22 protein-coding genes and 1 tRNA gene are annotated in these 24,452 nt (G+C 72.2%); 7 read left to right on the forward strand and 16 right to left on the reverse strand.

Annotated elements, in window-relative coordinates:
• Positions 1-12: 12 nt before the first annotated feature.
• On the forward strand, positions 13-996 hold the full coding sequence (galE, locus tag M8C17_RS08595; protein ID WP_308209389.1) for a UDP-glucose 4-epimerase GalE: 984 nt from the start codon (positions 13-15) through the stop codon (positions 994-996).
• A gap of 32 nt (positions 997-1,028) precedes the next feature.
• Positions 1,029-2,198: a galactokinase gene (gene galK, locus M8C17_RS08600; protein WP_252415877.1), complete on the forward strand. Its 1,170-nt coding sequence runs from the start codon at positions 1,029-1,031 to the stop codon at positions 2,196-2,198.
• Between the two features lie 92 nt (positions 2,199-2,290).
• Here galK and M8C17_RS08605 read toward each other — a convergent pair whose 3' ends face one another.
• From M8C17_RS08605 to M8C17_RS08645, 9 genes are all read right to left on the reverse strand, one after another.
• A complete protein-coding gene (locus M8C17_RS08605; RefSeq protein WP_252415878.1) occupies positions 2,291-3,595 on the reverse strand; it encodes a sulfate adenylyltransferase subunit 1 in 1,305 nt (434 codons plus the stop codon).
• Positions 3,595-4,506, reverse strand: a complete 912-nt coding sequence (gene cysD, locus M8C17_RS08610; RefSeq protein ID WP_252415879.1) for a sulfate adenylyltransferase subunit CysD — start codon at positions 4,504-4,506, stop codon at positions 3,595-3,597. Before cysD ends, M8C17_RS08605 begins: the two co-directional genes overlap by 1 nt.
• 74 nt (positions 4,507-4,580) lie before the next feature.
• Positions 4,581-5,411 (reverse strand): inositol monophosphatase family protein, encoded by an 831-nt coding sequence (locus tag M8C17_RS08615; protein ID WP_252415880.1) that lies wholly within the window; start codon positions 5,409-5,411, stop codon positions 4,581-4,583.
• Positions 5,412-5,550: 139 nt separating this feature from the next.
• Positions 5,551-6,141, reverse strand: a complete 591-nt coding sequence (pth, locus tag M8C17_RS08620) for an aminoacyl-tRNA hydrolase (protein WP_252415881.1) — start codon at positions 6,139-6,141, stop codon at positions 5,551-5,553.
• 94 nt (positions 6,142-6,235) lie between these two features.
• Positions 6,236-6,922 (reverse strand): 50S ribosomal protein L25/general stress protein Ctc, encoded by a 687-nt coding sequence (locus tag M8C17_RS08625; protein WP_252415882.1) that lies wholly within the window; start codon positions 6,920-6,922, stop codon positions 6,236-6,238.
• Positions 6,923-7,232: 310 nt separating this feature from the next.
• On the reverse strand, positions 7,233-8,213 hold the full coding sequence (locus M8C17_RS08630; RefSeq protein ID WP_252415883.1) for a ribose-phosphate diphosphokinase: 981 nt from the start codon (positions 8,211-8,213) through the stop codon (positions 7,233-7,235).
• A 57-nt stretch (positions 8,214-8,270) separates the two neighbouring features.
• Positions 8,271-9,803 (reverse strand): bifunctional UDP-N-acetylglucosamine diphosphorylase/glucosamine-1-phosphate N-acetyltransferase GlmU, encoded by a 1,533-nt coding sequence (gene glmU / locus M8C17_RS08635; RefSeq protein WP_308209390.1) that lies wholly within the window; start codon positions 9,801-9,803, stop codon positions 8,271-8,273.
• Between the two features lie 109 nt (positions 9,804-9,912).
• Positions 9,913-9,984 (reverse strand) — tRNA-Gln (locus M8C17_RS08640).
• Positions 9,985-10,130: 146 nt separating this feature from the next.
• Entirely contained in the window at positions 10,131-10,889 is a 759-nt protein-coding gene (locus M8C17_RS08645) for an SDR family NAD(P)-dependent oxidoreductase (RefSeq protein WP_252415884.1), read from the reverse strand.
• A gap of 160 nt (positions 10,890-11,049) precedes the next feature.
• Here M8C17_RS08645 and M8C17_RS08650 point away from each other — a divergent pair, with 160 nt between their 5' ends.
• The 3 genes from M8C17_RS08650 (at position 11,050) to M8C17_RS08660 (ending at position 13,967) form a co-directional block, all read left to right on the forward strand.
• Positions 11,050-11,934, forward strand: coding sequence for an AraC family transcriptional regulator (locus tag M8C17_RS08650; protein WP_252415885.1), 885 nt, complete (start codon positions 11,050-11,052; stop codon positions 11,932-11,934).
• Positions 11,935-12,090: 156 nt separating this feature from the next.
• Positions 12,091-13,056, forward strand: a complete 966-nt coding sequence (locus M8C17_RS08655) for an acyl-CoA desaturase (RefSeq protein ID WP_252415886.1) — start codon at positions 12,091-12,093, stop codon at positions 13,054-13,056.
• Positions 13,057-13,280: 224 nt separating this feature from the next.
• Complete coding sequence (locus tag M8C17_RS08660) at positions 13,281-13,967, forward strand: TetR/AcrR family transcriptional regulator (protein WP_252415887.1); 687 nt, start codon at positions 13,281-13,283, stop codon at positions 13,965-13,967.
• Positions 13,968-13,973: 6 nt separating this feature from the next.
• Here the strand turns inward: M8C17_RS08660 and M8C17_RS08665 are convergent, their stop codons facing one another.
• From M8C17_RS08665 to M8C17_RS08690, 6 genes are all read right to left on the reverse strand, one after another.
• The gene (locus M8C17_RS08665) at positions 13,974-14,450 is read right to left on the reverse strand and encodes a DUF4383 domain-containing protein (protein WP_252415888.1); all 477 of its coding nucleotides are present in this window, start codon (positions 14,448-14,450) and stop codon (positions 13,974-13,976) included.
• 209 nt (positions 14,451-14,659) lie between these two features.
• Positions 14,660-15,115 carry a DUF4383 domain-containing protein gene (locus M8C17_RS08670; RefSeq protein ID WP_252415889.1) on the reverse strand — a complete coding sequence of 152 codons (456 nt, stop codon included), beginning with the start codon at positions 15,113-15,115 and terminating at the stop codon, positions 14,660-14,662.
• 102 nt (positions 15,116-15,217) lie between these two features.
• Positions 15,218-17,023, reverse strand: coding sequence for an ABC-F family ATP-binding cassette domain-containing protein (locus M8C17_RS08675; RefSeq protein ID WP_252415890.1), 1,806 nt, complete (start codon positions 17,021-17,023; stop codon positions 15,218-15,220).
• Positions 17,024-17,145: 122 nt separating this feature from the next.
• The gene (locus tag M8C17_RS08680; RefSeq protein ID WP_252415891.1) at positions 17,146-18,096 is read right to left on the reverse strand and encodes a 4-(cytidine 5'-diphospho)-2-C-methyl-D-erythritol kinase; all 951 of its coding nucleotides are present in this window, start codon (positions 18,094-18,096) and stop codon (positions 17,146-17,148) included.
• Between the two features lie 9 nt (positions 18,097-18,105).
• A complete protein-coding gene (gene rsmA, locus M8C17_RS08685; RefSeq protein WP_252415892.1) occupies positions 18,106-18,975 on the reverse strand; it encodes a 16S rRNA (adenine(1518)-N(6)/adenine(1519)-N(6))-dimethyltransferase RsmA in 870 nt (289 codons plus the stop codon).
• A gap of 46 nt (positions 18,976-19,021) precedes the next feature.
• Positions 19,022-19,921: a TatD family hydrolase gene (locus tag M8C17_RS08690; protein ID WP_252415893.1), complete on the reverse strand. Its 900-nt coding sequence runs from the start codon at positions 19,919-19,921 to the stop codon at positions 19,022-19,024.
• A gap of 156 nt (positions 19,922-20,077) precedes the next feature.
• Between M8C17_RS08690 and M8C17_RS08695 the strand changes: the two genes are divergently transcribed.
• Positions 20,078-21,325 (forward strand): hypothetical protein, encoded by a 1,248-nt coding sequence (locus tag M8C17_RS08695; RefSeq protein WP_252415894.1) that lies wholly within the window; start codon positions 20,078-20,080, stop codon positions 21,323-21,325.
• Between the two features lie 49 nt (positions 21,326-21,374).
• On the opposite strand, the gene metG is transcribed toward M8C17_RS08695, so the two are convergent.
• Entirely contained in the window at positions 21,375-23,177 is a 1,803-nt protein-coding gene (metG, locus tag M8C17_RS08700) for a methionine--tRNA ligase (RefSeq protein WP_252415895.1), read from the reverse strand.
• Between the two features lie 356 nt (positions 23,178-23,533).
• Between metG and M8C17_RS08705 the strand changes: the two genes are divergently transcribed.
• Positions 23,534-24,445, forward strand: a complete 912-nt coding sequence (locus M8C17_RS08705) for a hypothetical protein (RefSeq protein WP_252415896.1) — start codon at positions 23,534-23,536, stop codon at positions 24,443-24,445.
• Positions 24,446-24,452: the final 7 nt, after the last annotated feature.

Below are 24,452 nucleotides of genomic sequence, written 5' to 3' on the forward strand. Positions count from 1 at the left end.
GGAGGCAACGACGTGAAACTGCTCGTCACGGGGGGTGCCGGCTTCATCGGCAGCGTGGTGACCCGGATGCTGCTCGACGCGGGCCACCAGGTGGTCGTCCTGGACGACCTGCGCACCGGTCACCGCGAAGCGCTCGCTCCCGACGCCACCCACGTCGAGGCGTCCATCCACGACGCCGCCCGGATCGTCACCCCCGACGCCGGCTTCGACGGGGTGCTGCACTTCGCCGCGCTGATCGCCGCCGGCGAGTCGATGGTCAAGCCGGAGCTGTACTGGCAGACCAACACCGTCGGCACCCTCGCCCTGATCGACGCCGTACGGGCCGCCGGGGTGCCCCGGATGGTGTTCTCCTCCACCGCCGCCGTCTACGGCAACCCCACCGAGCTGCCCATCCCGGAGACCGCGGTCAAGGCGCCCACCAACACGTACGGCGCCACCAAGCTCGCCGTCGACATGGCGCTCACCTCCGAGGCGATCGCGCACGGGCTGGCCGCCGTGTCGCTGCGCTACTTCAACGTGGCCGGCGCGCACCTCGACGGCGACGTCGCGCTCGGCGAGCGGCACGACCCGGAGACGCACCTGATCCCCATCGCGCTGGAGGTCGCCGCCGGCCGGCGCGAGAAGCTCCAGCTCTTCGGCGACGACTACCCCACCGTGGACGGCACCTGCGTCCGCGACTACATCCACGTCGCCGACCTGGCCCGTGCCCACCTGCTGGCGCTCGACGCGGCCACCGCCGGCCAGCACCGGATCTACAACCTGGGCAACGGCAACGGCTTCACCAACCGGCAGGTTGCCGACGTGGTCCGCGAGGTCACCGGGCACCCGCTGCCGGTCGAGGTCGCGCCGCGACGCGACGGTGACCCGGCCGAGCTGGTCGCCTCCTCCGCGCTGGCCCGCGACGAGCTGGGCTGGGTGCCGCAGAAGCCGACCCTGCACGACATGGTCGGCGACGCCTGGGCCTTCTACCGCACGCACATCCTGGAGCAACGGTGACGAGCCCCGCAGTCGCGAACGGAGGAAGCACCGTGGCCGCTCCCACCGGTGACGTCGCCGAGCGGGCCGCCGCCGGCTTCACGGAGCAGTACGGCGGCCACGCCGCTGGCCGCTGGGCGGCTCCCGGGCGGGTCAACCTGATCGGCGAGCACACCGACTACAACGACGGGTTCGTGCTGCCCTTCGCGTTGCCGCTGCGGACCGTGGTCGCCGCCGACCAGCAGGACGGCGAGCGCTGGACGGTCTGGTCCGAGCTGTCCGGCGAGACGATCACCTTCGGCGCGGACGACGTGGCCGAGCCGGGCCGGGTCACCGGCTGGGGCGCGTACGTGGCCGGGGTGGTCTGGGCGCTGCGCGATGCCGGCCACCAGGTGCCGGGCGCCCGGCTGGCGATCGCCTCCGATGTGCCGCTGGGCTCCGGGCTCTCCTCGTCGGCGGCGCTGGAGTCGGCCGTGCTCGCCGCCCTGCTCGACCTCGGCGGCCTGGCGCTGCCCGCCGAACGGCAGCCCCGGCTGGCACAGCGCGCGGAGAACGTCTACGTCGGCGCGCCGACCGGCATCATGGACCAGTCGGCGGTGATCCGCTGCCGCGCCGGCCACGCCCTCTTCCTGGACTGCCGCGACGAGTCGGTCGAGCACATCCCGTTCGACCTGGACGCCGCCGGGCTGGCCGTGCTGGTCATCGACAGCCGGGCACCGCACCGGCACGCCGACGGCGAGTACGCCGCCCGTCGCCGTTCCTGCGAGGCGGCGGCGCAGGCGCTCGGGGTGCCCGCGCTGCGCGATGTCGCCATCGACGAGCTCGACACCGCGCTGGCCCGCCTCGACGACGAGGAGACCCGTCGGCGGGTCCGGCACGTGGTGACCGAGGACCAGCGGGTGCTGGACACGGTGGCACTGCTGCGCGCCGGACGGGTCCGGGACATCGGGCCGCTGCTCACGGCCTCGCACGTCTCGATGCGCGACGACTTCGAGATCACCGTCCCGGAGATCGACACCGCGGTCGAGGCGGCTCTGGCGGCCGGCGCACTGGGCGCCCGGATGACCGGCGGCGGCTTCGGTGGCTGCGTCCTGGCCCTGGTCCAAGCGGACCGCGCCGACGAGGTGGCCGCCGCCGTAACGTCCGCCTACGCCGCCGAGGGCTTCACCGCACCAGGCACCACCCCGGTCCTCCCCGCCCCCGGCGCGACCCGCCTCGACTGACCCACCCCCACACCCTGTTGATCAAGAGGTTCGCGTCAGGAACCCGCTCATCGCCGACGCGAACCTCTTGATCAACCGCTGGATCCCGGGGGTTAGGCGGCTTCGACGATCATGGCGGCGCCCACGGTGCGGTTGGTGGCCTCGTCGATGATGACGAAGCCGCCGGTGGTGCGGTTGCGCCGGTACTCGTCGGCCAGCAGCGGCACCGTGGTGCGCAGCCGCACCCGGCCGATCTCGTTGAGCCGCAGCTCGTCGGCCGACTCGTCGCGGTGCAGCGAGTTGATGTCCAGGCGGTAGTGCAGACCGCGCACGATCGCCCGCGCGGACCGGGTGGTGTGCTTGATCGCGTACCGGCCGTCGACCCGTAGCGGGCGGGTCTCGTCCATCCAGCAGACCATCGCCTCGATGTCCTGGGCCACCGCCGGGGCGTTGTTCGGCCGGCAGATCATGTCGCCCCGGGAGATGTCGATCTCGTCGGCCAGCCGTACCGTCACCGACATCGGTGGGAACGCCTCCGCGACCGGCCCGTCGGCGGTCTCCACCGCGGCGATCCGGCTGGTGAAGCCGGACGGCAGCACCATCACCTCGTCGCCCGGCTTGAGCACACCCGAGGCGACCTGGCCGGCGTAGCCGCGGTAGTCGGTCACCGTGGTGGACTGCGGGCGGATCACGTACTGCACCGGGAACCGGACGTCGACCAGGTTGCGATCGCTGGCGATGTGCACCCGCTCCAGGTGGTGCAGCAGCGACGGGCCCTCGTACCACGGCATGTTCTCCGACCGGGTGACGATGTTGTCGCCGCGCAGCGCGGAGATCGGCACCACGGTCAGGTCCGGTACGTCGAGCTTCGCGGCGAACGCGGTGAACTCGTCGGCGATCCGCTCGTAGACCTCCTGCGACCAGTCCACCAGGTCCATCTTGTTCACGCAGAGGACCAGGTGCGGCACCCGCAGCAGCGAGCAGAGGAACGCGTGCCGACGGGACTGCTCGACCAGGCCCTTGCGCGCGTCCACCAGGATCAGCGCCAGGTCGGCCGTGGAGGCGCCGGTGACCATGTTGCGCGTGTACTGGATGTGCCCCGGGGTGTCGGCGATGATGAACTTGCGCCGCGGCGTGGCGAAGTACCGGTACGCCACGTCGATGGTGATGCCCTGCTCCCGCTCGGCGCGCAGGCCGTCGGTGAGCAGCGCCAGGTTGGTGTACTCGTCGCCGCGGGCCGCGCTGACGGCCTCCACCGCGGCCAACTGGTCGGTGAAGAGCGACTTGGTGTCGTAGAGCAGCCGGCCGATGAGGGTCGACTTGCCGTCGTCCACGCTGCCCGCGGTGGCGAAGCGCAGCAGGTCCATCGGACGGACCTCCGCCGCGGTGGCGGCCGGGGCCACGATCTCGGTGGTCATCAGAAGTAGCCCTCCCGCTTGCGGTCCTCCATGGCGGCCTCGCTGACCCGGTCGTCACCACGGGTCGCGCCGCGCTCGGTGATCCGGGTGGCCGCCACCTCCTCGATGACCTTCTCCACGGTGTCCGCGTCGGAGCGGACCGCCGCCGTACAGGAGGCGTCGCCCACGGTGCGGTAGCGCACCTGCGCCTTGAACCGCTCCTCGCCCGCCCGGGGGCGGAAGAACTCGTTGACCGCGTAGAACATCCCGTCTCGCTCGATCACCTCGCGCTCGTGGGCGTAGTAGATCGACGGCAGCGGGATGCGTTCCCGGGCGATGTAGTGCCAGACGTCCAGCTCGGTCCAGTTGGACAGCGGGAAGACGCGGATCGACTCGCCCGGGTGGTGCCGGCCGTTGTACAGCGACCACAGCTCCGGCCGCTGGTTCTTCGGGTCCCACTGGCCGAACTCGTCGCGGAAGCTGAACACCCGCTCCTTGGCCCGGGCCTTCTCCTCGTCCCGGCGGGCGCCACCGAACAGCGCGTCGAAGCGGTGCTTCTCGACCGCGTCCAGCAGGACCGGCGTCTGGATCCGGTTGCGCATGCCGTCGCCGGACTCCCGCACCAGCCCGCTGGCCAGGGCCTCCGGCACGCTCGCCACCACGAGCTGCAACCCCAGCTCGGCGACCCGCTGGTCGCGGTATTCCAGCACCTCGGGGAAGTTGTGCCCGGTGTCGACGTGCATGACGGGGAAGGGGATGTTGGCCGGGGCGAACGCCTTCTGCGCCAGTCGCAGCATGACGATCGAGTCCTTGCCGCCGGAGAAGAGCAGCACCGGGCGTTCCATCTCGGCGACCACCTCGCGCATCACGAAGATGCTCTCCGCCTCCAGGGCGTCCAGGTGGGAGACCCGGTACGCCGCCGGGGTGGTCATGACACCGGCTCGATTCGCTCGCTCATCCGATTTCCAGACCTTTCCGGTCGGACATGTCAAGAAGTGCGCTCAGGCTACCCGGAATGTCTCTGCAGCGCTGCAAGCAACCGGGGGGCGAGATCCCTGCGGCAGACCAGCAGGTCCGGCAGGCGCGGATCCGCCTCGTTGTATCTCAGCGCAGAACCGTCGATCCGGGAAGCGTGCAGTCCCGTGGCCGTCGCCACAGCGACCGGCGCCGCCGAATCCCACTCGTACTGCCCACCGGCGTGGATGTACGCGTCCACCTCGCCCGTGACCACCGCGGCGATCTTCGCTCCGGCCGACCCCATCGGCACCAGCTTCGCCCCCACGTCCTCGGCCAGATCCGTGAGGAACACCGGCGGCCGGCTCCGGCTCGCCGCCAACCGGATCACCCGCGCGCCGGCCGTCGCCGCCTCCACCGTCATCGGCGGATACGCCGGCGGGTAGTCCGTGCCCAGCACCCGGTGCTGCGCCGGCAGGCCCACCGCCCCGGCGACCAGCCCGTGCGGGCTCGGCGCGTTCCGCGCCCAGAGCGCCACGTGCACGGCCCAGTCGGAGCGGCCCTCCTCGGCGAACTCCCGCGTACCGTCCAACGGATCGATGATCCACACCCGGTCCGCGGCCAACCGCGACACCGCCTCGGCGTTCACCTCCGCCGCCCAGGCCAGCCGCGACCCCTCATCCTCCTCGGAGAGCACCGCGTCCCCCGGCCGCCACTTCGCGAGCTCCGTGCGGATCAGGTCGTGCGACACCTTGTCCCCGGCCGACTTCAGCGCGCCGGCGTCGGCGAAACCCAACTCCACGCGCAGGTCGAGCAGCGCCTGACCGGCCCGGGCCGCCAACCACCTGGCGAACGCACCGTCGATCATCGGAGGACTGCTCATCTGCCCGCTCCCGTCGCCTCGCCGCGACCCGTGCCCGCACGGGCCGCTCCGCCGCGACCCGCGTCGTCGGTCGCGGCACGCCGAAAGGCGCAGACTACCGGCCCACCAACCCCGACCCGGTACGCCCCGCCCGACAGTCTCAACCGCCGTGGTAGAGGTTCTGAGTCGGCTCCACGCCCTTGACGACCACCGACTCCACCACGTCAGCCGCGCGGTCCACCAGGAAATCCAACTCCTTGCGCTCGGCCGCGCCGAAATCCGACAGCACGTAGTCGGCCGGGTCCTGCCGGCCCGGGGGCCGGCCGATGCCGAACCGCACCCGGACGTACTCCTTGGTGCCCAACGACTTCGACATCGAGCGCAGGCCGTTGTGCCCGCCCTCGCCGCCACCGCACTTGACCCGCACCTGGCCGAACGCGATGTCGAGCTCGTCGTGCACGGCGATCACCTGCGCCGGCGGCACCTTGTAGAACTGCGCCAGCGCCGCCACCGGCGCGCCGGACAGGTTCATGTACGTGAGTGGCTTCAGCAGCACCAGCTTCGGCCCGCCGAAACCCAGCCGGCCCTCGGTAGCCTCGGCCACCGCCCGCTTGTGCCGGCCGAACCGCGCGCCCAACCGTCCGGCCAGCAGGTCGGCCACCATGAACCCGACGTTGTGCCGGTTGCCGGCGTACTCCCGACCCGGGTTGCCCAGGCCGACCACCAGCCACGGCCCCGCCTCGTCCGTCACGACCCGTCCCCTTCGCCGTCCGTCACACCGATACCCGATACGCGGACAGGCGCCCCCGAATGCTCGGGGACGCCTGCCGCACAGTACGAACCGATCAGGCCTCGGCGCGCGCCTCGGTGTTCTCGCCGCCCTCGGCGTCCGCGCCCTCGGAACCCTCGGTGACCTCGCCGACCTCGGCCTCGGCCTCGTCGGTGGCCTCCTCGACCTCGGGCAGCGTCGCCTCGAGCTGCTCGGCGGTCGGCGCGGCGGTCACCGCGGCGACCGGCAGCGTCGGGTCGACGGCCAGCTCGACACCGGCCGGCAGCTGCACGTCGCCGGCGGTCACCGAGGAGCCCGCCTCCAGGCCCTCGATCGACGCCTCGAGGTGGTCCGGCACCTTGGTGGCGTCGGCAGTCACCGACAGGGTGTCGTGGTCGTGCACGATCAGGGTGTCCCGCGCGGCCTCGCCGGTCAGCTGGATCGGGACCTCGACGGTGACCTTCTCGCCGCGGCGGACCAGGATCAGGTCCACGTGCTCGAAGGTGTCCTTGATCGGGTCACGCTGAATCGCCTTCGGCAGCGCCAGCACCTGCGTGCCGTCGGTGATGTCGATCGCGAAGAGCTGGTTGGCGCCACCCTTGCGGATCGCCGCGGCGAACTCCCGGGACGGCAGCGCGATGTGCTTGGGCTTCTCGCCGTGGCCGTACAGCACGGCTGGCACCTTGCCGGCCCGGCGGGTACGGCGGGCACCACCCTTGCCGAACTCGGTGCGGGGCTCGGCGCTGATCTTTACCTCGGACACGGGGAAACTCCTGATGCTTTTCGCTACGGCGGCTTGTCGTCTGGCGGTGCTGGGGCGAGGGGCTCGCTAGGGGCTCATGCGTCATGAACGACTGCCCGGAGCACCGCGTCGATGACGGTGCCTCCGTGCGGCGCTATTCAGCGACCCGCCGGGCACCCTCGCCGTGGCAACCGCACCAGTCTACCCGAGCTGATTCCGAGGTTTCCGGCAGTCCCCGTTCACGGCTCCCGCGCGCGTGCTAGGAAGGGACCCCGCACCCCGCCGAGGGGTCGACAAGGGGCCCTTCCCCGCACTCACCGCGGCGAGAGGATCAGCTCAGGCCACCGAAGAGGGTGGTCACCGAGCCGTCGTCGAAGACCTCGCGGATCGCCCGCGCCAGCAGCGGCGCGATCGACAGCACGGTCAGCTTGTCCAGCTGCTTCTCCGGGGTCAGCGGCAGCGTGTTGGTCACCACGATCTCGCTGATCGGGCTGTTCTTCAGCCGCTCGGTGGCCGGGTCCGACAGCAGTGCGTGGGTGGACGCGACCACGATCTCCGCCGCGCCCGACTCCTTCAGGATGTCCGCCGCACCGGTGATCGTGCCACCGGTGTCGATCATGTCGTCGACGATCAGGCAGACCCGACCCTCCACCTCGCCGACCACGCGGTTCGCCACCACCTGGTTGGGCTTCATCGGGTCGCGGGTCTTGTGGATGAACGCCAGCGGGCAGCCGCCCAGCCGGTCGGTCCAGCGCTCGGCCACCCGCACCCGGCCCGAGTCCGGTGCCACCACGGTCATCGGCCGGCCGGCGTACTTGTGCTCCACGTACTCGGCGAGGATGTCCATCGCGAAGAGGTGGTCGACCGGACCGTCGAAGAAGCCCTGGATCTGCGCGGTGTGCAGGTCGACGGTGAGAATCCGGTTCGCACCGGCCGTCTTCAGCAGGTCCGCCACCAGCCGGGCCGAGATCGGCTCCCGACCGCGGTGCTTCTTGTCCTGGCGCGCGTACGGGTAGAACGGCAGCACCACGGTGATCCGCTTGGCCGACCCCCGCTTCAGCGCGTCCACCATGATCAGGGTCTCCATGACCCAGGTGTTGACCCCGTGCGTCACGGACTGCACCACGAAGGCGTCCGAGCCGCGCACCGAGTCCTTGAACCGTACGAAGATCTCGCCGTTGGCGAACTCGTACGCGTCGGCCGGCGTCGGCGCGACGCCGAGCACCTCACCGATCTCCTTGGCCAGCTCCGGAAAGCCACGTCCGGAAAAGAGCATCAGGCTTTTGCGGTTTTCGGCGACGATGCTGCCCATGGGCCCGTCTGCTCCCGTTTCTCGGTGGTACCCGGCCCGGTGGTGGTGGGTCGGGGACTATTCGGTTGCAGTATCTCCCGTGGCGGACGCACCGCCCACCGTCTCGGCCTGCCCGTGCATTGCCTCACTGTCGCTTGCGGTGGCGGCCACACCCGACGCACCCTCGCCGCCGTGGGCTCGCTGCGCGGCCTCCGCCGCGGCCGTGCCGGCCCGCCGCTTCACCACCCAGCCCTCGATGTTGCGCTGGCGTGCCCGGGCGACGCCCATCGCGCCCGCCGGCACGTCGTCCACGATCACCGAGCCGGCCGCCGTGTACGCGCCGTCGCCCACCTCGACCGGCGCGACGAACATGTTGTCCGCCCCCGTGCGGGCGTGGCTGCCGATGACCGTGCGGTGCTTGTTGACCCCGTCGTAGTTCACGAAGACCGACGCCGCGCCGATGTTGCTCTGCTCGCCGATCGTCGCGTCGCCGACGTACGTCAGGTGCGGCACCTTCGAGCCGGCACCGATCTGTGAGTTCTTCACCTCGACGAACGTGCCGACCTTCGCCTTCTCGGCCAGTTGCGCGGCCGGCCGGAGGTACGCGTACGGCCCGACGCTGGCGCCCGCGCCGACCTCGGCGCCCACCGCGTGGCTGCGCACCACCGATGCGCCGGGGCCGACGATCGTGTCGACCAGCGTGACGTCCGGTCCGATCAGCGCGCCGGAGCCGACCACGGTGGCGCCGCGCAGTTGGGTGTTCTGGTCGACGACGGCGTCGCGGTCGATCGCCACCGTCACGTCGATCCAGGTGGTCGCCGGGTCCAGGAGGCTCACGCCGGTGCGCATCCACGCCTCGTTGACGCGGTCGCGCAGCAGGCGGCGCAGCGTCGCCAGCTCCACGCGGTCGTTGCAGCCCAGCGTCTCCACGTGGTCGACGGCCACGTGCACCGCGACGGGCTCACCGGCCGAGCGGAGCAGCCCGAAGACGTCGGTCAGGTACTCCTCGCCCTGGTCGTTGTCGGTGGAGAGCTTGCCCAGCGCGGCGCGCAGCCGCGCGGCGTCGAAGGCGTAGATGCCGGCGTTGATCTCCCGGATCGCGCGCTGCGTCGCGTCGGCGTCGCGCTCCTCGACGATCTGCTCCAACCGGCCGTCGGCGTCCCGAACGATGCGCCCGAGCCCGGTCGGGTCGGGCACCTCGGCGGCGAGCACGGTGGCCGCCGCGGCGGCTTCCTCGTGCGCGGTCACGAGAGCGCCCACCGTCTCCGGCCGCAGCAGCGGCACGTCCCCGTTGATCACCACGACCGTGCCGGGGCCGTCGGGGACGGCCTCCAGCGCGATCCGGACGGCGTGCCCGGTGCCGAGCTGCTCGGCCTGGAGCACCGGCGTGGCGTCCGGGGCGACCTCGCTCAGGTGCCCCCGGACCTGGTCGGCGCCGTGTCCGACCACCACGACGGTGCGGGTGGCGGCCAGCGGGGCGGCCGCGCTCAGCACGTGGCCGAGCAGGGTCCTGCCGAGCAGGGGGTGCAGCACCTTGGGCAGTGTCGACTTCATCCGCTTGCCCTCACCGGCGGCGAGTACGACGACGGTACGGAGGTGGGGCTGGGGCACGACGTGGCTCCCGTCGGAACGTGGACACTCTCGCGGCCATGCTAACCGCGGTGCCCGGACCGTTCCCGACTTACCCCCACTGGAACCTAAAACGGACTAAGGGGGGCAGCTCGGCCGCCAGGGTTCGAACCTGAAACACGGGTACCAAAGACCCGGGTGTTGCCAATTACACCACGGCCGATCAGCGACGCCAGGGCGTCACATCAGGGATCGAGATCCCGCCGCTACACCTTAGCGTCCCGCCCGCCGGACGCCATCGCTCATTCCGCCGCGCCCGGACGGCCCACGTCGGTCCGGGCGGGGCCGTCCGGGCGCCGGACAGGTCACCTACAGGTTGTACCCGCCGGCGACCTCGATGTTCTGGGCGGTGATCCAGCGGCCCTCCTCGCTGAGCAGCGTGGCGATCACCATGCCGATGTCGTCGGGCTCGCCCACCCGGCCGAGAGCGGTCTTCGCGGCGAGGAGCGGAATCACCTCGGGGAACCGCTCGAAGGCGTTGTCGGCGAGCCGGGTCCGGGTGGAGCCCGGGGCGACCGAGTTGACCCGGATGCCGCGGCTGCTGAACTCCTTGGCCATGTACCGCGTCAGCACGTCCAGGCCGCCCTTCATCGAGGCGTACGCGGAGTAGCCGGGCTCGAGCCCGGAGGGCAGTGCCGAGTTGCTGCTGGTGTTGACGATCGCGCCGCCGTCGGCCAGCAGCGGCAGCAGGGTCTGGGTGAGGAAGAACGGCCCCTTGAGCAGCACCCGCATGAACCCGTCGAAGAGCTCCTCCGAGGTGTCCTCGAACATCGCCATCCGCGCGAACCCGGCGTTGTTCACCAGCGAGTCGAAGGTGTCCCGGTGCCAGGTGTCGCCCAGGGCGGCGACGACCGACGCGCGGAAGGCCGGGAAGGTCTCGCTCCGGCCGACGTCCAGCGGCAGCGCGACGGCCGTGCCACCCACCTTCTCGATGCTCTCCACGGTCTCCAGCGCTCCGGAGTGGTTGTTGCCGTAGGTCAGGATCACGCCGGACCCGCGCTTGGCGAGCTGGATGGCTGCGCTCTGCCCGATGCCCGAGCTGGCGCCCGTGACGATAGCGACCCGCATGGTTCACCCACCTGTTCATTCGTGGAGCAATGACGTGCCCCTGGGGAATTGATTGACCCCAGATAATCAGCTTGAGCAGGCAGGACGATAGATCGATGCTCTCTGTCTCTTGCCTGATCCTCTCTTTGCTGCGAATCGGCTCGGGTGTTTCAATGAAGAGATGCAGCTCGACGAACTGCGGTCGTTGCTCAGCCGCCACGCTCGACCGGACGGCACCACCGCCATCGACGGTGTGCTGATCTCGCAGGTCGAGCGGCCGGACGTGCCGTCGGCGTCGATGTCCGGCACGGTGCTGGCGCTCATCGCGCAGGGCGCGAAGAGGCTCGCGTTGGGCGACCGCGTGTTCGAGTACCGCGCCGGGCAGTACCTCGTCGCATCGGTCGACCTGCCGGTCACCGGCCATTTCACCGAGGCCAGCCCCGACCGGCCGGCGCTCGGGTTCGGGCTCACGCTGCAGCCGGCCGCCATCGCCGAGCTGCTGCTACAGGCCGGCGCCGACATTCCCCGGAGCGGCGGCGGGCTGCCCGGCATCGCCGTCAGCGATGCCTCGGCCGAGCTGCTCGACGCCGTGATCCGGCTGGTGCGCCTCCTCGACCGGCCACGCGACCTCGCGGTGCTCGCACCCCTCACGATCCGGGAGATCCTCTGGCGACTGATCACCGGCGAGCAGGGCGCCATCGTCCGCCAGCTGGGTCTCGCCGACAGCAGCCTCTCCCACATCGCCCATGCGGTCCGCTGGATCCGCGGCCATTACCGGCAGTCCTTCCGGGTGGAGGACGTGGCCCGACTCTCCGGGATGAGCGTCTCCGCCTTCTACCGTCACTTCCAGGCCGTCACGGCGATGAGTCCGATCCAGTTCCAGAAGCAGATCCGGCTCCAGGAGGCGCGACTGCTGCTCGCCACCCATCCGACCGACGTCACCGGGGTCGCCCAGCGGGTCGGCTACGACAGCCCGTCACAGTTCAGCCGGGAGTACCGCCGCCAGTTCGGCGCACCGCCGAGCCTCGACGCCGCCCGTCTGAGCGGCGCCCCGTCCCTGCCGTGAGGCATCGACCCGCGCGCGGGCGATCAGGGCTCTGACCTGCATCTCAGCAGGAGTGTGCGAGGTTTTCGGAAACTTCACCGTGCGATCTACGATGCCGTAAGTTACGGTGACGTAGGCGTAGCTTCGTGATCGCTTCCGTCCCCTCTGCGAGGTGCCATGTCCACCGCTCTGCTCGAACCCAACACCGCCGGCCCCGGCCCGAAACCCCTCACCGACGGCAGTCAGTCCTCCGGGATCCTGGCCGCCCTCTGGGCCTTCGTGGTGATCCCCTTCGTCGCCCTGCTGGTCGCCGTACCGGTCGCCTGGGGCGGCTGGCTGGGCTGGACCGACGTGGTCATCGGCCTCGTCTGGTACGTGGTCTCCGGCCTCGGCATCACCGTCGGCTTCCACCGCTACTTCACGCACGGCTCGTTCAAGGCCAAGCGGTGGCTGCGGGTGACGTTGGCGGTCGCGGGTTCGCTGGCGGTGCAGGGCGAGATCATCCAGTGGGTGGCCGACCACCGGCGGCACCACGCCTTCTCCGACCTGGAGGGCGACCCGCACTCGCCGTGGCGCTTCGGCACCAGTTTCTGGGCGCTGACCCGGGGCCTCTTCCACGCACACGTTGGTTGGCTGTTCCGCCGTGAGCTGTCCAACCGGGAGCGGTTCGCCCCCGACCTGATCGCCGACCGCGACATCAGCCGGGTGGACAAGCTCTTCCCGATGCTGGTGGCCATCTCACTGCTCGGCCCGGCGCTGATCGGCGGCCTGGTGACCTGGTCCTGGCAGGGCGCGCTGACCGCGTTCTTCTGGGCCGGGCTGGTGCGGATCGGCCTGCTGCACCACGTCACCTGGGCGATCAACTCGGTCTGCCACGTCTACGGCGAGCGCCCGTTCGCCATGCGTCAGGGCGACCGCGCGTCGAACTTCTGGCCGCTGGCGATCCTGTCGTTCGGCGAGAGCTGGCACAACCTGCACCACGCCGACCCCACCAGCGCCCGGCACGGCGTGCTGCGTGGTCAGGTCGACATCTCCGCCCGGGTGATCTGGCTGTTCGAGAAGATCGGCGCGGCGTCGCAGGTGCGCTGGCCGAAGCCGGAACGCCTCGCCGCCAAGCTGGTGAAGCCGGTCGCACCCCGCTAAAAGCGGGCGGTGCTCCCGGAGACAGCCTGGCAGGATGGCCGGGTGACCGAGCGACGCGGGGGGACCGGACGGCTCGGCGCACGGGGAGCCGGGCCCGATCCGGGTACGGTCGGACGGCGCGGCGGGACGATCAGACCGCCCGCGAGTGAGGCGACGACGTGAACGGGCACAGCGGAGGCACCATCCCACGGCAGGGCGTCACCGAGCGCCAGCGAGGCGGCGACATGCCCGAGGGCACTGACGGAGACGGCGGTCGGCGTGCGGTTCCGGCTCCGGCCACCAAACCCAAGTCCACCTCCCGGGTCCGCATGTCCGCCGCCCAGCGCCGGGAGCAGTTGATCGCGATCGGCCGGCAACTCTTCGCCGAGCGCGGTTTCGACGCCACCTCCATCGAGGAGGTGGCGTCCCGTGCCAAGGTCTCCAAGCCGGTGGTCTACGAGCACTTCGGCGGCAAGGAGGGGCTCTACGCGGTGGTGGTGGACCGGGAGGTCCGGGCCCTGCTGGACCGGATCACCACGGCATTGACCGCCGGGCACCCACGGGAGCTGCTGGAGCAGGCGGCGATGGCCCTGCTGGGCTACATCGAGGAGGAGGCCAGCGGGTTCCGGGTGCTGGTCCGCGAGTCGCCGGTGCTGTCGGCGACGGGCAACTTCAGCAGCGTGATGAACGACGTGGCGCACCAGGTCGAGCACATCCTCGGCGCCGAGTTCAAGAGCCGCGGGTACGACCCGAAGCTGGCCGAGCTGTACTCCCAGGCGCTGGTGGGCATGGTGGCGTTGACCGGCACCTGGTGGCTGGAGGTGCGCAAGCCGCGCAAGGAGACGGTGGCGGCACACCTGGTCAACCTCGCCTGGAACGGGTTGTCGCACCTGGAGGCGAAGCCGACCTTGATCACCGCCCGCCGCCGCTGACCCCGGTCAGCGGCGGTGCACCTCGGCCACGGGGTGGGCGCGGTTGCGCCGTTCCTCCTCGGCGTGCTCCTCGGGGCCGACCTTGTCGTACAGGCCGGTGCCGAGCAGGATCAGGCCGAACAGCATCGACACGACCACGGTCGACATCGAGAAGTTCAGGAAGTTCGCCTCGGTCTGCAGCACGGACATCATCAGGATGCTGGTCACCAGGAACACCACACCAGCGGTGAGGTTCATGTAGTGGCCGAGGTTGCTGCGCCGGGACGCCCCGATGATCAGGACGACCCCGAAGACCACCGAGGCGAGCGAGAACGCCAGGTTGGTGCGCAGCCCGAGTGCCCAGTGGCTGCCCCGGTCGAAGAGCGGGTCGCCGATCGTCTCGGCGACGCCCCAGACGCCGAAGACCAGGATGTAGACGCCGATCAGGCCGGAGAGAACCCGGTAGAGCGGCCGTGCCGGATGGTTCACCGGAAAGTGCGGCATACCCCTGCTCCCCATCCACCTGAGTCAACCGATTCAGGAGGATTGTCACCCGAGGCAGAGGGGACTGTCCGGAGAACCCCAAAGGCGGCAGGGTCCGCCGAAGGCCGGACCACGTCAGGTTTTCGCCGGAGCCCGAGCTGCGCAGGGATCAAGCCTGACCGCCCGGAGCAGCTCGGGCTCCGGCGAGAACCCACCAAGCCCGAGCAGGATCAGAGCACCAGGCGGGCCTTCTGCCAGGCCTCCGACTCCTCGTCCGTGCCGACCTTGCCGTACATGCCGACCATGAGCAGCACCAGGGCGGCCAGCATCACCACGATCACCGTGGCGATGCTGAAGTTGAAGATGTTGGCGTCGGTCTGGATGAACGCCAGGCCGGCGAGGCTGACCACCATCAGGGCGTACGCCAGCCACTGGTTGATCGCCACGTCGATGTTGCGGCCGAGGGCGGTGCCAGCCACCACGAGGAGCCCGAGCAGCACGCAGAGCAGCGAGAAGCCGAGGTTGGTGCCCTGGCCGAGGACCCGGGTGTCGTCCTGCGCGAGGACCTCGTTGCCGGCGCTCTCGATGATGCCGAGCACACCGAAGACCACCAGGTACAGACCGGTCAGCCCGCCGATCGCCCGGTAGACCGGCCGCGCGGGGTGGTTGACGGGGGTGTGGGCCATGTCAGAGTCTCCAACGCCGTGGGGTGAGGTGTCGTCGACGATTGTCCCGCATGTGGTGGTGTGACGCCGCACACGGTCCCTGACCCGGCGAGCCGGGCCCGGTCAGCTGTCGGGCAGGTCCTCGGCGAGCGTCATCCAGGTCTCCTCGATCCGCTCCCGCTCGGCGCGCAGATCCTTGAGCTGGGTGTCCAGCTCGGCGACCCGGGCGTAGTCGGTGGCATCGGCGGCGAGCTGGTCGAGCAGCGTGGTCTCGCGCTGGTCGAGCTTGCCGAGCTGGCGTTCCAGCCGGGTCAGCTCCTTGCGGGCCTGGCGGACCTCGGCGGCGGACATGCCGCCTCCGGAGGGACCGGCGGGCGCGGAGGCCGAGGTGACCTCGGGCCGGGGCGCGCCGGCCCGCTCGGCGGTCCGGGCGAGGTACTCGTCGACGCCGCCGGGCAGGTGCACCAGCCGGCCGTCGCCGAACATCCCGTACGCCGACTCGGTGACCCGTTCGATCAGGTAACGGTCGTGGCTGGCCACGATGATCGTGCCGGGCCAGGAGTCGAGCAGGTCCTCCAGGGAGGCCAGGGTGTCGGTGTCCAGGTCGTTGGTGGGCTCGTCGAAGAGCAGCACGTTGGGCTCGCCGGCGAGCAGCCGCAGCATCTGGAGTCGGCGGCGTTCCCCACCGGAGAGGTCACTGACCGGCGTCCAGAGCCGCCGGTCGTCGAAGCCGAAGACCTCGGCGAGCTGGGCGGCGGAGACCTCCCGGTCGCCGAGCTGGACCCGGCGGGCGACCTCCTCCACGGCTTCGAGCACCCGCAGGTGGCCCGGCAGCTCGGCAAGCTCCTGGGACAGGAACGCCGGTCGCACGGTGGAACCGGTGTTGAGGCGGCCGCCGTCGGGGCGGGTGATGCCCGCGAGCATCCGCAGCAGGGTGGTCTTGCCGGCGCCGTTGGCGCCGAGGATGGCGATCCGGTCGCCGGGGCCGACCTGCCAGGTGACCCCGCGCAGGATCTCCTTGGGGCCGGCGTGCAGCTCGACGTTCTCCAGGTCGTACACCTGCTTGCCGAGCCGGGAGGTGGCCATCCGCTGCAACGACATGGTGTCGCGCGCCGGCGGCACGTCGGCGATCAACGCGTTGGCGGCGTCGATGCGGAACTGGGGCTTGGAGGTGCGGGCCGGCGGACCACGACGCAGCCACGCGATCTCCTTGCGGAGCAGGTTCTGCCGGCGGGCCTCGGTGGCGGCGGCGACGCGCTCGCGCTCGGCGCGGGCGAGGGTCCAGGCGGCGAAGCCTCCCTCGTACGCGCGGACCGTCTGGTCGGCGACCTCCCAGGTGGTGGTGCAGACCGCGTCCAGGAACCACCGGTCGTGGGTGACCACGACCAGGGCGCCCTTGCGGCCGACCAGGTGCCGGGCCAGCCAGTCGACGCCGCCGACGTCGAGGTGGTTGGTGGGCTCGTCGAGGATGAGCAGGTCGGAGTCGCGGACGAGCAGCGCGGCGAGCGCGACGCGGCGTCGTTCGCCACCGGACATCGGGCCGACCGGCTGGTCGAGGCCGAGGTGCGGCATGCCGAGGCCGTCGAGGATGTCCCGCACCCCGGCGTCGCCGGCCCACTCGTGCTCGGCGCCCATGCCCTCGCCGAGCCAGGCGGTGCCGAGCACCACGTCCCGGACGGTGGCCTCGGGAGCGAGGGCGAGCTGCTGCGGCAGCCAGAGCACCCGCAGGTCACGGCGGTGGGTGACCCGGCCGTCGTCGGGCTCCTCCTGCTTGGTCAGCAGCCGCAGCAGGGTGGACTTGCCGGCACCGTTGAGGCCGACCACGCCGATCCGGTCGGCGTCGTCCAGGCCGAGCGAGACGTCCGTGAGTAGCCGCCCGGCGGCGCCGTACCCCTTGGACACCCGGTCCAGATTGACGATGTTGGCCACGTTCCACCCTTCAAGATCAAGGCGTCCGGGTGCCGGCGGGCACCTCGGGACGCCTGACCCAAGGGTACGCGGACGCCCCGGCCACCCGCGCCGCGCGCCCGGTCGGCCGGTGGGCCGCGACGTCAGACGACGCGCGCGCCCGCGACCGGGCCGTGCGCGACCCGCGCCTCGCGGCAGACGCCCGCGGTGGTCAACTCGGCGGCGATCCGCTCGGCGGCGGCCGCGTCGGCGGCGAGGAAGACGCAGGTCGGGCCGGAGCCGGAGACGATGCCGGCGAGCGCACCGGCCGCCTCGCCGGCCTTGAGGGTGTCGGCCAGCGCCGGGCGCATGGCCAGTGCGGCGTCCTGGAGGTCGTTGCCGAGCGTCCGGGCGAGCACCCGGGGGTCGCGCTGGCGCAGCGCGCCCAGCAGCGCGTCCGTGCTGCCCAGCGGGGTGCCCGCCGCACCGGAGTCGCGCAGCCGGTCCAGCTCGCGGTACGCGGCCGGGGTCGACAGGCCGCTGTCGGCGATGGCCACCACCCAGTGCCAGGAGGTGGGGCGGGCCAGCACGGGGCTGACCGCCTCGCCCCGGCCGGTGCCCAGCGCGGTGCCGCCGTAGATCAGAAACGGCACGTCGGAGCCGAGGTCGGCGGCGATCCCGGCCAGTTCGTCACGGGACAGCCCGGTGCCCCAGAGCGCGTCGCAGGCCACCAGCGCGGCGGCCGCGTCGGCGCTGCCACCGGCCAGCCCGCCGGCGAGCGGGATCTGCTTGCGCAGGTGCAGCCGGGCGTGCGGCAGCACCCCGGCGTACCCGGCCAGGGCGTGCGCGGCGCGGATCACCAGGTTGGTGTCGTCCAACGCCAGCTCGCCGGTGCCCTCGCCCTCCATGGTCAGGGTGAGGGTGTCGCCCCGCCGGGCCGTCAACTCGTCGTGGATCGAGATGGCGTGGTAGACGGTGTTCAGCTCGTGGTAGCCGTCGCGGCGCAGCGGGCCCACCCCGAGGTGCAGGTTGACCTTCGCGGGCACCCGGACCTTCACCGGTCCGCTGGCTCCGCGCCGCTCGTCTTCGCCATCCGGTCGCCACGCCTCGGTCACGGCGCCAGCCTACTGGGCGGCCGGCACGGCGGTCGGAGCCGACGCGGCTATGGCGGCGAACTGCTCGACGGTGAGCGACTCCCCCCGGGCACCGGGGTCGACGCCGGCGGCGGTGAGGGCGGCGGCGGCGCGGTCCGCGCCCCCGGCCCAGCCGGCCAACGCGGCGCGCAGGGTCTTGCGACGCTGCGCGAACGCCGCGTCCACCACGGCGAAGACCCGTTCCCGGGGTACGTCGGAGCGGGGTGGCTGGCGGCAGGTGAAGGCGACCAGACCGGAGTCGACGTTGGGCACCGGCCAGAACACGTTCGGTGGCACCCGGCCGGCGCCCCGGGCCTGCGCGTACCAGGCGAGCTTGACCGACGGGATGCCGTACACCTTGGAGCCGGGACCGGCGACGAGCCGGTCGGCGACCTCCTTCTGCACCATCACCAGGCCGTGCCGCAGGCTGGGCAGCGCGGCGAGCAGGTGCAGCACCACCGGCACGGCCACGTTGTAGGGCAGGTTCGCCACCAGCGCGGTCGGCGCCGGATCGGCCAGCTCGGCGGCGTCGATGCGTAGCGCGTCCGCGCGGTGCACGGTGAGCCGCCCGGCGTCCGCCCCGGCGTGCCGGGCGACGGTCTCCGGCAGCGCGCCGGCGAGCACCGGATCGATCTCCACGGCGTGCACGTGCCCGGCGACCGGCAGCAGCCCCAGGGTGAGCGAGCCGAGCCCGGGGCCGACCTCCAGGGCCACGTCGTCCGGAGTCAGGCCGGCGGCCGTGACGATCCGGCGCACGGTGTTCGGGTCGTGCACGAAGTTCTGGCCCAGCTTCTTGGTGGGCGCGACGCCCAGCCGGGCGGCGAGTTCCCGGATCTCCGCCGGGCCGAGGAGACCGGTCATGCCTGGGAGCGTAACGGCGTCGTCGGGGCAGACCGTCGGGCCGGGCTCACCACGGGCCGAAGACCCGGTCGCCGGTGGCGGAGATGGCGGCGCACAGCTCGTCCAGATCGGTGCCGGTGGTCGCGGCGAGCGAGCGGACGGTGAGCGGGATCAGGTACGACGCGTTCGGTCGGCCCCGGTGCGGGGTCGGGGTGAGGTACGGGGCGTCGGTCTCCACCAGGATCTGGTCCACGGGTGTGAGCGCGGCGGCCTCGCGCAGCGCGGTGGCGCTGGCGAAGGTGACCGTGCCCGCGAAGCTGAGCAGGTAGCCGCGACGGACGCACTCGCGGGCGAAGTCGGCGTCACCGGAGAAGCAGTGCAGCACCACGGTGTCCGGAGAGCCCTCGTCGTCGAGGATCCGCAGCACGTCGGCGTGGGCGTCCCGGTCGTGGATGACCAGTGCCCGGCCGTACCGCTTGGCGATGGCGATGTGCGCCCGGAAGCTCTCCTCCTGCGCGACGCGCCCCTCGTCCCCGGTGCGGAAGAAGTCCATCCCGGTCTCGCCGATCCCCCGGACCCGGTCCCGCGCGGCGAGCGCCTCGATCTCCCGCAGCGCCTCGTCGAGGTCGGCCAGCCGGGGCGCCTCGTTGGGGTGCAGCGCCACCGTGGCCAGCACGGCGGGGTGCCGGTCGGCGGTGTCCGCGCCCCACCGTGAGGAGGCGACGTCCACGCCCACCTGGACCAACCGGTCCACGCCGACACCGGTGGCCAGCGCGATCGCCGCGGCGACCGGGTCGTCGGCGGACCCGCCGCCGGGTACGCCGGCCTCGCTGACGGTTATGTCCAGGTGGGTGTGGCTGTCCAGCACCGGCCGGGGCAGCGGTTCGGGGGCGGGCGGGAACTCTCCGGCCCGCCGGGCGGCCCGCTCTCGGCGGGTTTCAGTGGGCTCGCTCATCAGCGACAGCATCACACACCGGGGCTGTCCATCCGCCCGCCACCCGACGTTCACCTCGACTACGCCGCGCGACTCTACCGTCGCTCGCGTGAGCGAGCGCAGCGAGCGAACCGTGAGGCACAGCAGCGTGGCGCCTCGCGCCGCTGCCGGGCGCAGCGAGGCGGCGACGTGAGCGTTGCCCCCCAGGCCAGTGGTGCCGCCAGCGAACGTACCGGGCTGCGCGTGGCGTTCGGCGGCGGCGTCTACCCGGCCGAGGAGATCGCCCGGGGTGCCGCGTACGAGCTGTTCAGCGCCGACGAGGTGCAGGGCTTCGAGTGGGCGCCGCGAGCGGGCAGCGCCCTGCCGTGGCGCCGGTTCGTGCACGTCACCGAGGTGACCGCGGTGCACGGGGCACCGGAGCCGGCCGAGGAGCCGGAGACGCCGCTGATGATGCCGGCGCACCGGGAGCGGGGTTGGGCGCAGCTGCACCAGCTCAGCCAGCAGCCGGCCGCGGCGGCTGACCCGATGCTGGTCGCCGCGCGCGGGTCGGCGGTGGTCCGCAGGGGCACCCGGATGGTGAAGGTGCTCTCCCCCCGGCAGCTCGCCGGGTACGTGCGGGGGTGGCTGCCGCACGGCTTCTGCTACCGCGAACACGACGTGGCGCACCTGCGTACCCCGGGGGCGACCACGGTGCTGAGGACCGACGGCGAGGTGGGCCGGGACGGCCTGGAGGTGGCGTACGCCCTGCGCTGGCGGGCCGCCGACCCGGGTGACTACGACGTGCCGGTGGGCGAGGCGCACCGTGGCCTGACCGAGCTGGCTCCCCGCGACCGGCTGGGTCCGCCGGTGCTGGGAACGGGGTTCGTGCCGAGCAACGGTCAGCTCATCCCGGAGTTCATCACCCGGGACTTCGCCGACCTGCCGATGCCGGCGAACGCGGCCCTGCTCGCCTACCCGGCGGAGGGGGTGGAGGTGGTGCTCTACACCTACCAGGCCGAGCAGCGCGGCTGGCTGCGGATGGTGGGCCCGCAGTGGCGGCATCTGCTGTCGGCGGTGCCGGGTCTCTCCCCGGACCAGGAGTACGTGCCGACCGGGGACTCCCCGCGCTCCACCCAACTGGTCGGTGTGCACGGCGACAGCGAGTACGAGGCGGTGGCCGACCTGCCGGGCGGGTTCCGGGTCCTGGCGATGACCCGTGCGGCCCGCTACCCGGTGGAGGCGGTCGCCCGGCGACTCCGGTTCGCCCGGTGGCGGGGTGTGCCCTGCCTGGTGCTGCGGGAGGAGGGCGGCTGGCTGCGGTTGCGGCTGCGCTTCCCGGACCCGGAGACGGTGCTCACCACCGGCGCGCAGTGCCACGATCGCGGCATCTACGAGACCTGGGCACCGGGCACCGAGGTGACCGACGATCAGGTGATGGACACCCGGTACGCGATGTGACGCCGCGCGGCGGTGGACTGCTGCCCTCCGCCGCGCGGCCTTCGTACGCTCAGCCGGCCAGGCGGGCCAGCTCCTCGTCGACGATCGACGGGTCGAGCTTGCGGAACACCGGCTTCGGCGTGGACAGCGGTCGCCCCGCCTCCAGCGGCACCGACTCCCAGCGCGCCCCGACCGTGTAGTCCCCGGTCAGCACCGGGTACGCCGGCCCGCCGTCCAGGTCGTCGACCTGCTCGATGACCGGCATCGGCGCGTGCACGCCGGTGCCGCCGAGCAGCTCGTGCACCTGCTGCGCGGAGTGCGGCAGGAACGGGGTGAGCAGCGTGTTGGCGTCGCTGACCACCTGGAGGGCGACGTGCAGGATGGTGCCCTGCCGGGGCTTGTCCGCCTCGTCCTTGAGCTTCCACGGCGCCTGCTCGGAGAGGTACCGGTTGGCCTCGGCGACCACCTTCATGGCCTCACCGATGGCCTGCTTCTGGCGGTGGCGGCCGATGAGGTCGCCGACCGTGGCGAAGCCCGCCCGGGCCACGGCGAGCAGCGCCTCGTCGGCCTCGGTGAGCCCGGCCGGGTCGATCGGCGGGACCGCGCCGAAGTTCTTCGCCGCCATCGACACCGACCGGTTGACCAGGTTGCCCCAGCCGGCGACCAGTTCGTCGTTGTTGCGGCGGAGGAACTCGGCCCAGGTGAAGTCGGTGTCGTTGCTCTCCGGGCCGGCCGCGGCGATGAAGTAGCGCAGCGCGTCGGCGTCGTAGCGCTCCAGGAAGTCCCGGACGTAGATGACGACCTTGCGGGACGAGGAGAACTTGCGCCCCTCCATGGTCAGGTACTCGCTGGAGACCACCTCGGTGGGCAGGTTGAGCTGGCCCAGCTCGCCCGGCTCACCGTCGCGGGAGCCCGCACCGGAGTATCCGGAGAGCAGCGCCGGCCAGATCACCGAGTGGAAGACGATGTTGTCCTTGCCCATGAAGTAGTACGACCGGGCGTCCTTGCCCTCGCCGTCGGCCGACCACCACCGGCGCCACGCCTCCGGGTCGCCGGAGCGGCGGGCCCACTCGATGGAGGCGGACAGGTAGCCGATCACCGCGTCGAACCAGACGTAGATGCGCTTGTCCGGCCGGTCCCGCCAGTCGTCCAGCGGGATCGGTACGCCCCACTCCAGGTCCCGGGTGATCGCCCGGGGCTGGAGGTCGTCGAGCAGGTTGCGGGAGAACCGCAGCACGTTGGGCCGCCACCCCTCCCGGGTGTCCAGCCACTGGCGCAGCACGTCGGCGAGGGCGGGCAGGTCCAGGAAGAAGTGCTCGGTCTCGACGAACTTCGGGGTCTCCCCGTTGATCCGCGACTTCGGGTTGATCAGGTCGATCGGGTCGAGCTGGTTGCCGCAGTTGTCGCACTGGTCGCCACGGGCGCTGTCGTACCCGCAGATCGGGCAGGTGCCCTCGATGTACCGGTCGGGCAGGGTGCGCCCGGTCGACGGGGAGATGGCGCCCATGGTGGTCTTCGGCACGATGTAGCCGTTGCGGTACATCCCCTCGAACAGCTCCTGCACCACCGCGTAGTGGTTGCGGGTGGTGGTGCGGGTGAAGAGGTCGTAGGTGAGGCCGAGCCCGTGCAGGTCCTCGACGATCACCCGGTTGTACCGGTCGGCCAGCTCACGGGGGGTCACCCCGTCGGCGTCGGCCTGCACCTGGATCGGGGTGCCGTGCTCGTCGGTGCCCGAGACCATGAGCACGTCGTGGCCGGCCATCCGCATGTACCGGGCGAAGACGTCGGAGGGAACGCCGAAACCGGAAACGTGGCCGATGTGGCGGGGGCCGTTGGCGTACGGCCAGGCCACTGCCGCGAGAACGTGACTCATGAGCAGCAAGCCTAGTGACCCGTCCGGTGCGCCCGCGAACCAATAGGGGGTGCGGGGCCGACGGACCGGCCCGAGCACCCCGCCCATTGGTCCGATTTGTCGCCGACACGCGGCTGAGCTGCCCGATCCGCCCCGCCGACCGGTGTGCAATGAACGTCGTGACTGGCAGACGAGCGCCCCAACCCCGGCCGGTGCCCGGTGACGACGCGAATCCTGCCCCGGACGACGTGACGCCCCGACCGGCCGTCGGCGCCCGAACGGGCTCCACCCCCCGACCGGGGACCGCGCCGGCACCGGGCTCCGTCCCCGCCGACCGGCCCGGGCGGCAGCGACCCACGCCGGCGGGGCGGACTGCCGTGCCGAAGCGCGACGACGCGGCGGAGTTGGCCGCCACCCCGGCCCGGCCGGCGCCGGCCGCGCCGGCACCCACCCCGGCTCGGCCCACTCCGGCGGCACCGGCACCCAGCCCGACCCGTCCCACGGGCGCGACGGACGGCTCCGGTGGGGAGCCCGCCGCCGGGGTCGTCGAGGTGGAGCCGACCACCGGGGCGCCGGTGGACGCGGTGCCCCGCCGGGTGCCGGTCCGTCAGCAGAGCCGCTGGCACCGGGGCGCCCGCCGGGCCGACGGCGACACGATGCCGGACGATGCCGAGGCCGTCTGGGCGCCGATCGAGCAGGTGCACTGGGACGGCACCCCCGTCCGGGAGGAACCCGCGCCGGAGCGGGACCGCGCCTCCGGCCCGGCGGGGCGGCGGGCGTCGGCCCGTACCGCCCCACCGCCGGACCCGCTGCCCGGCCTCGCCGCGCTGGTGCTGCTGAGCCTGGTCACGGCCTTCTTCGCCTGGGTCAGCGCCGGCCCGTTCTGGCTCGCGGTGGGTCACGCCCGCGTCGGCACGGTCGTGATCGACGACTGCTCCGGCGGCGGGCTCACCCAGCGGTGCCGGGGAACCTTCGCGGCGGACGACGGGCCGTTCGTGGCCCACGGGGTACGGGTCACCGGGGTACCCGCCGGAAAGGACGCCCCGGGGACGGCGCTGCCAGCGCGGATGGCCGGCCCGGACGGCGGCACCGCGTACGCCGACACCGGCGCGGGCCGTCACCTGCGCTGGGTGCCCGGCCTGCTGGTGATGATCGCCTGTACCGCCGGCATCGCCCGGTTCACCGGGTCGACCCGGCTGGCCGGGCGACGGAACCGGCGTTGGGCGGTGACCGTCGCGGTCGCCGGCCCGGTCCTCATCGCCCTCGGGTTCCTGGCCGCCGCCTGGTGACCCGGCC

This window comes from Micromonospora sp. RHAY321 (assembly GCF_023896955.1).
Classification (GTDB): domain Bacteria; phylum Actinomycetota; class Actinomycetes; order Mycobacteriales; family Micromonosporaceae; genus Micromonospora.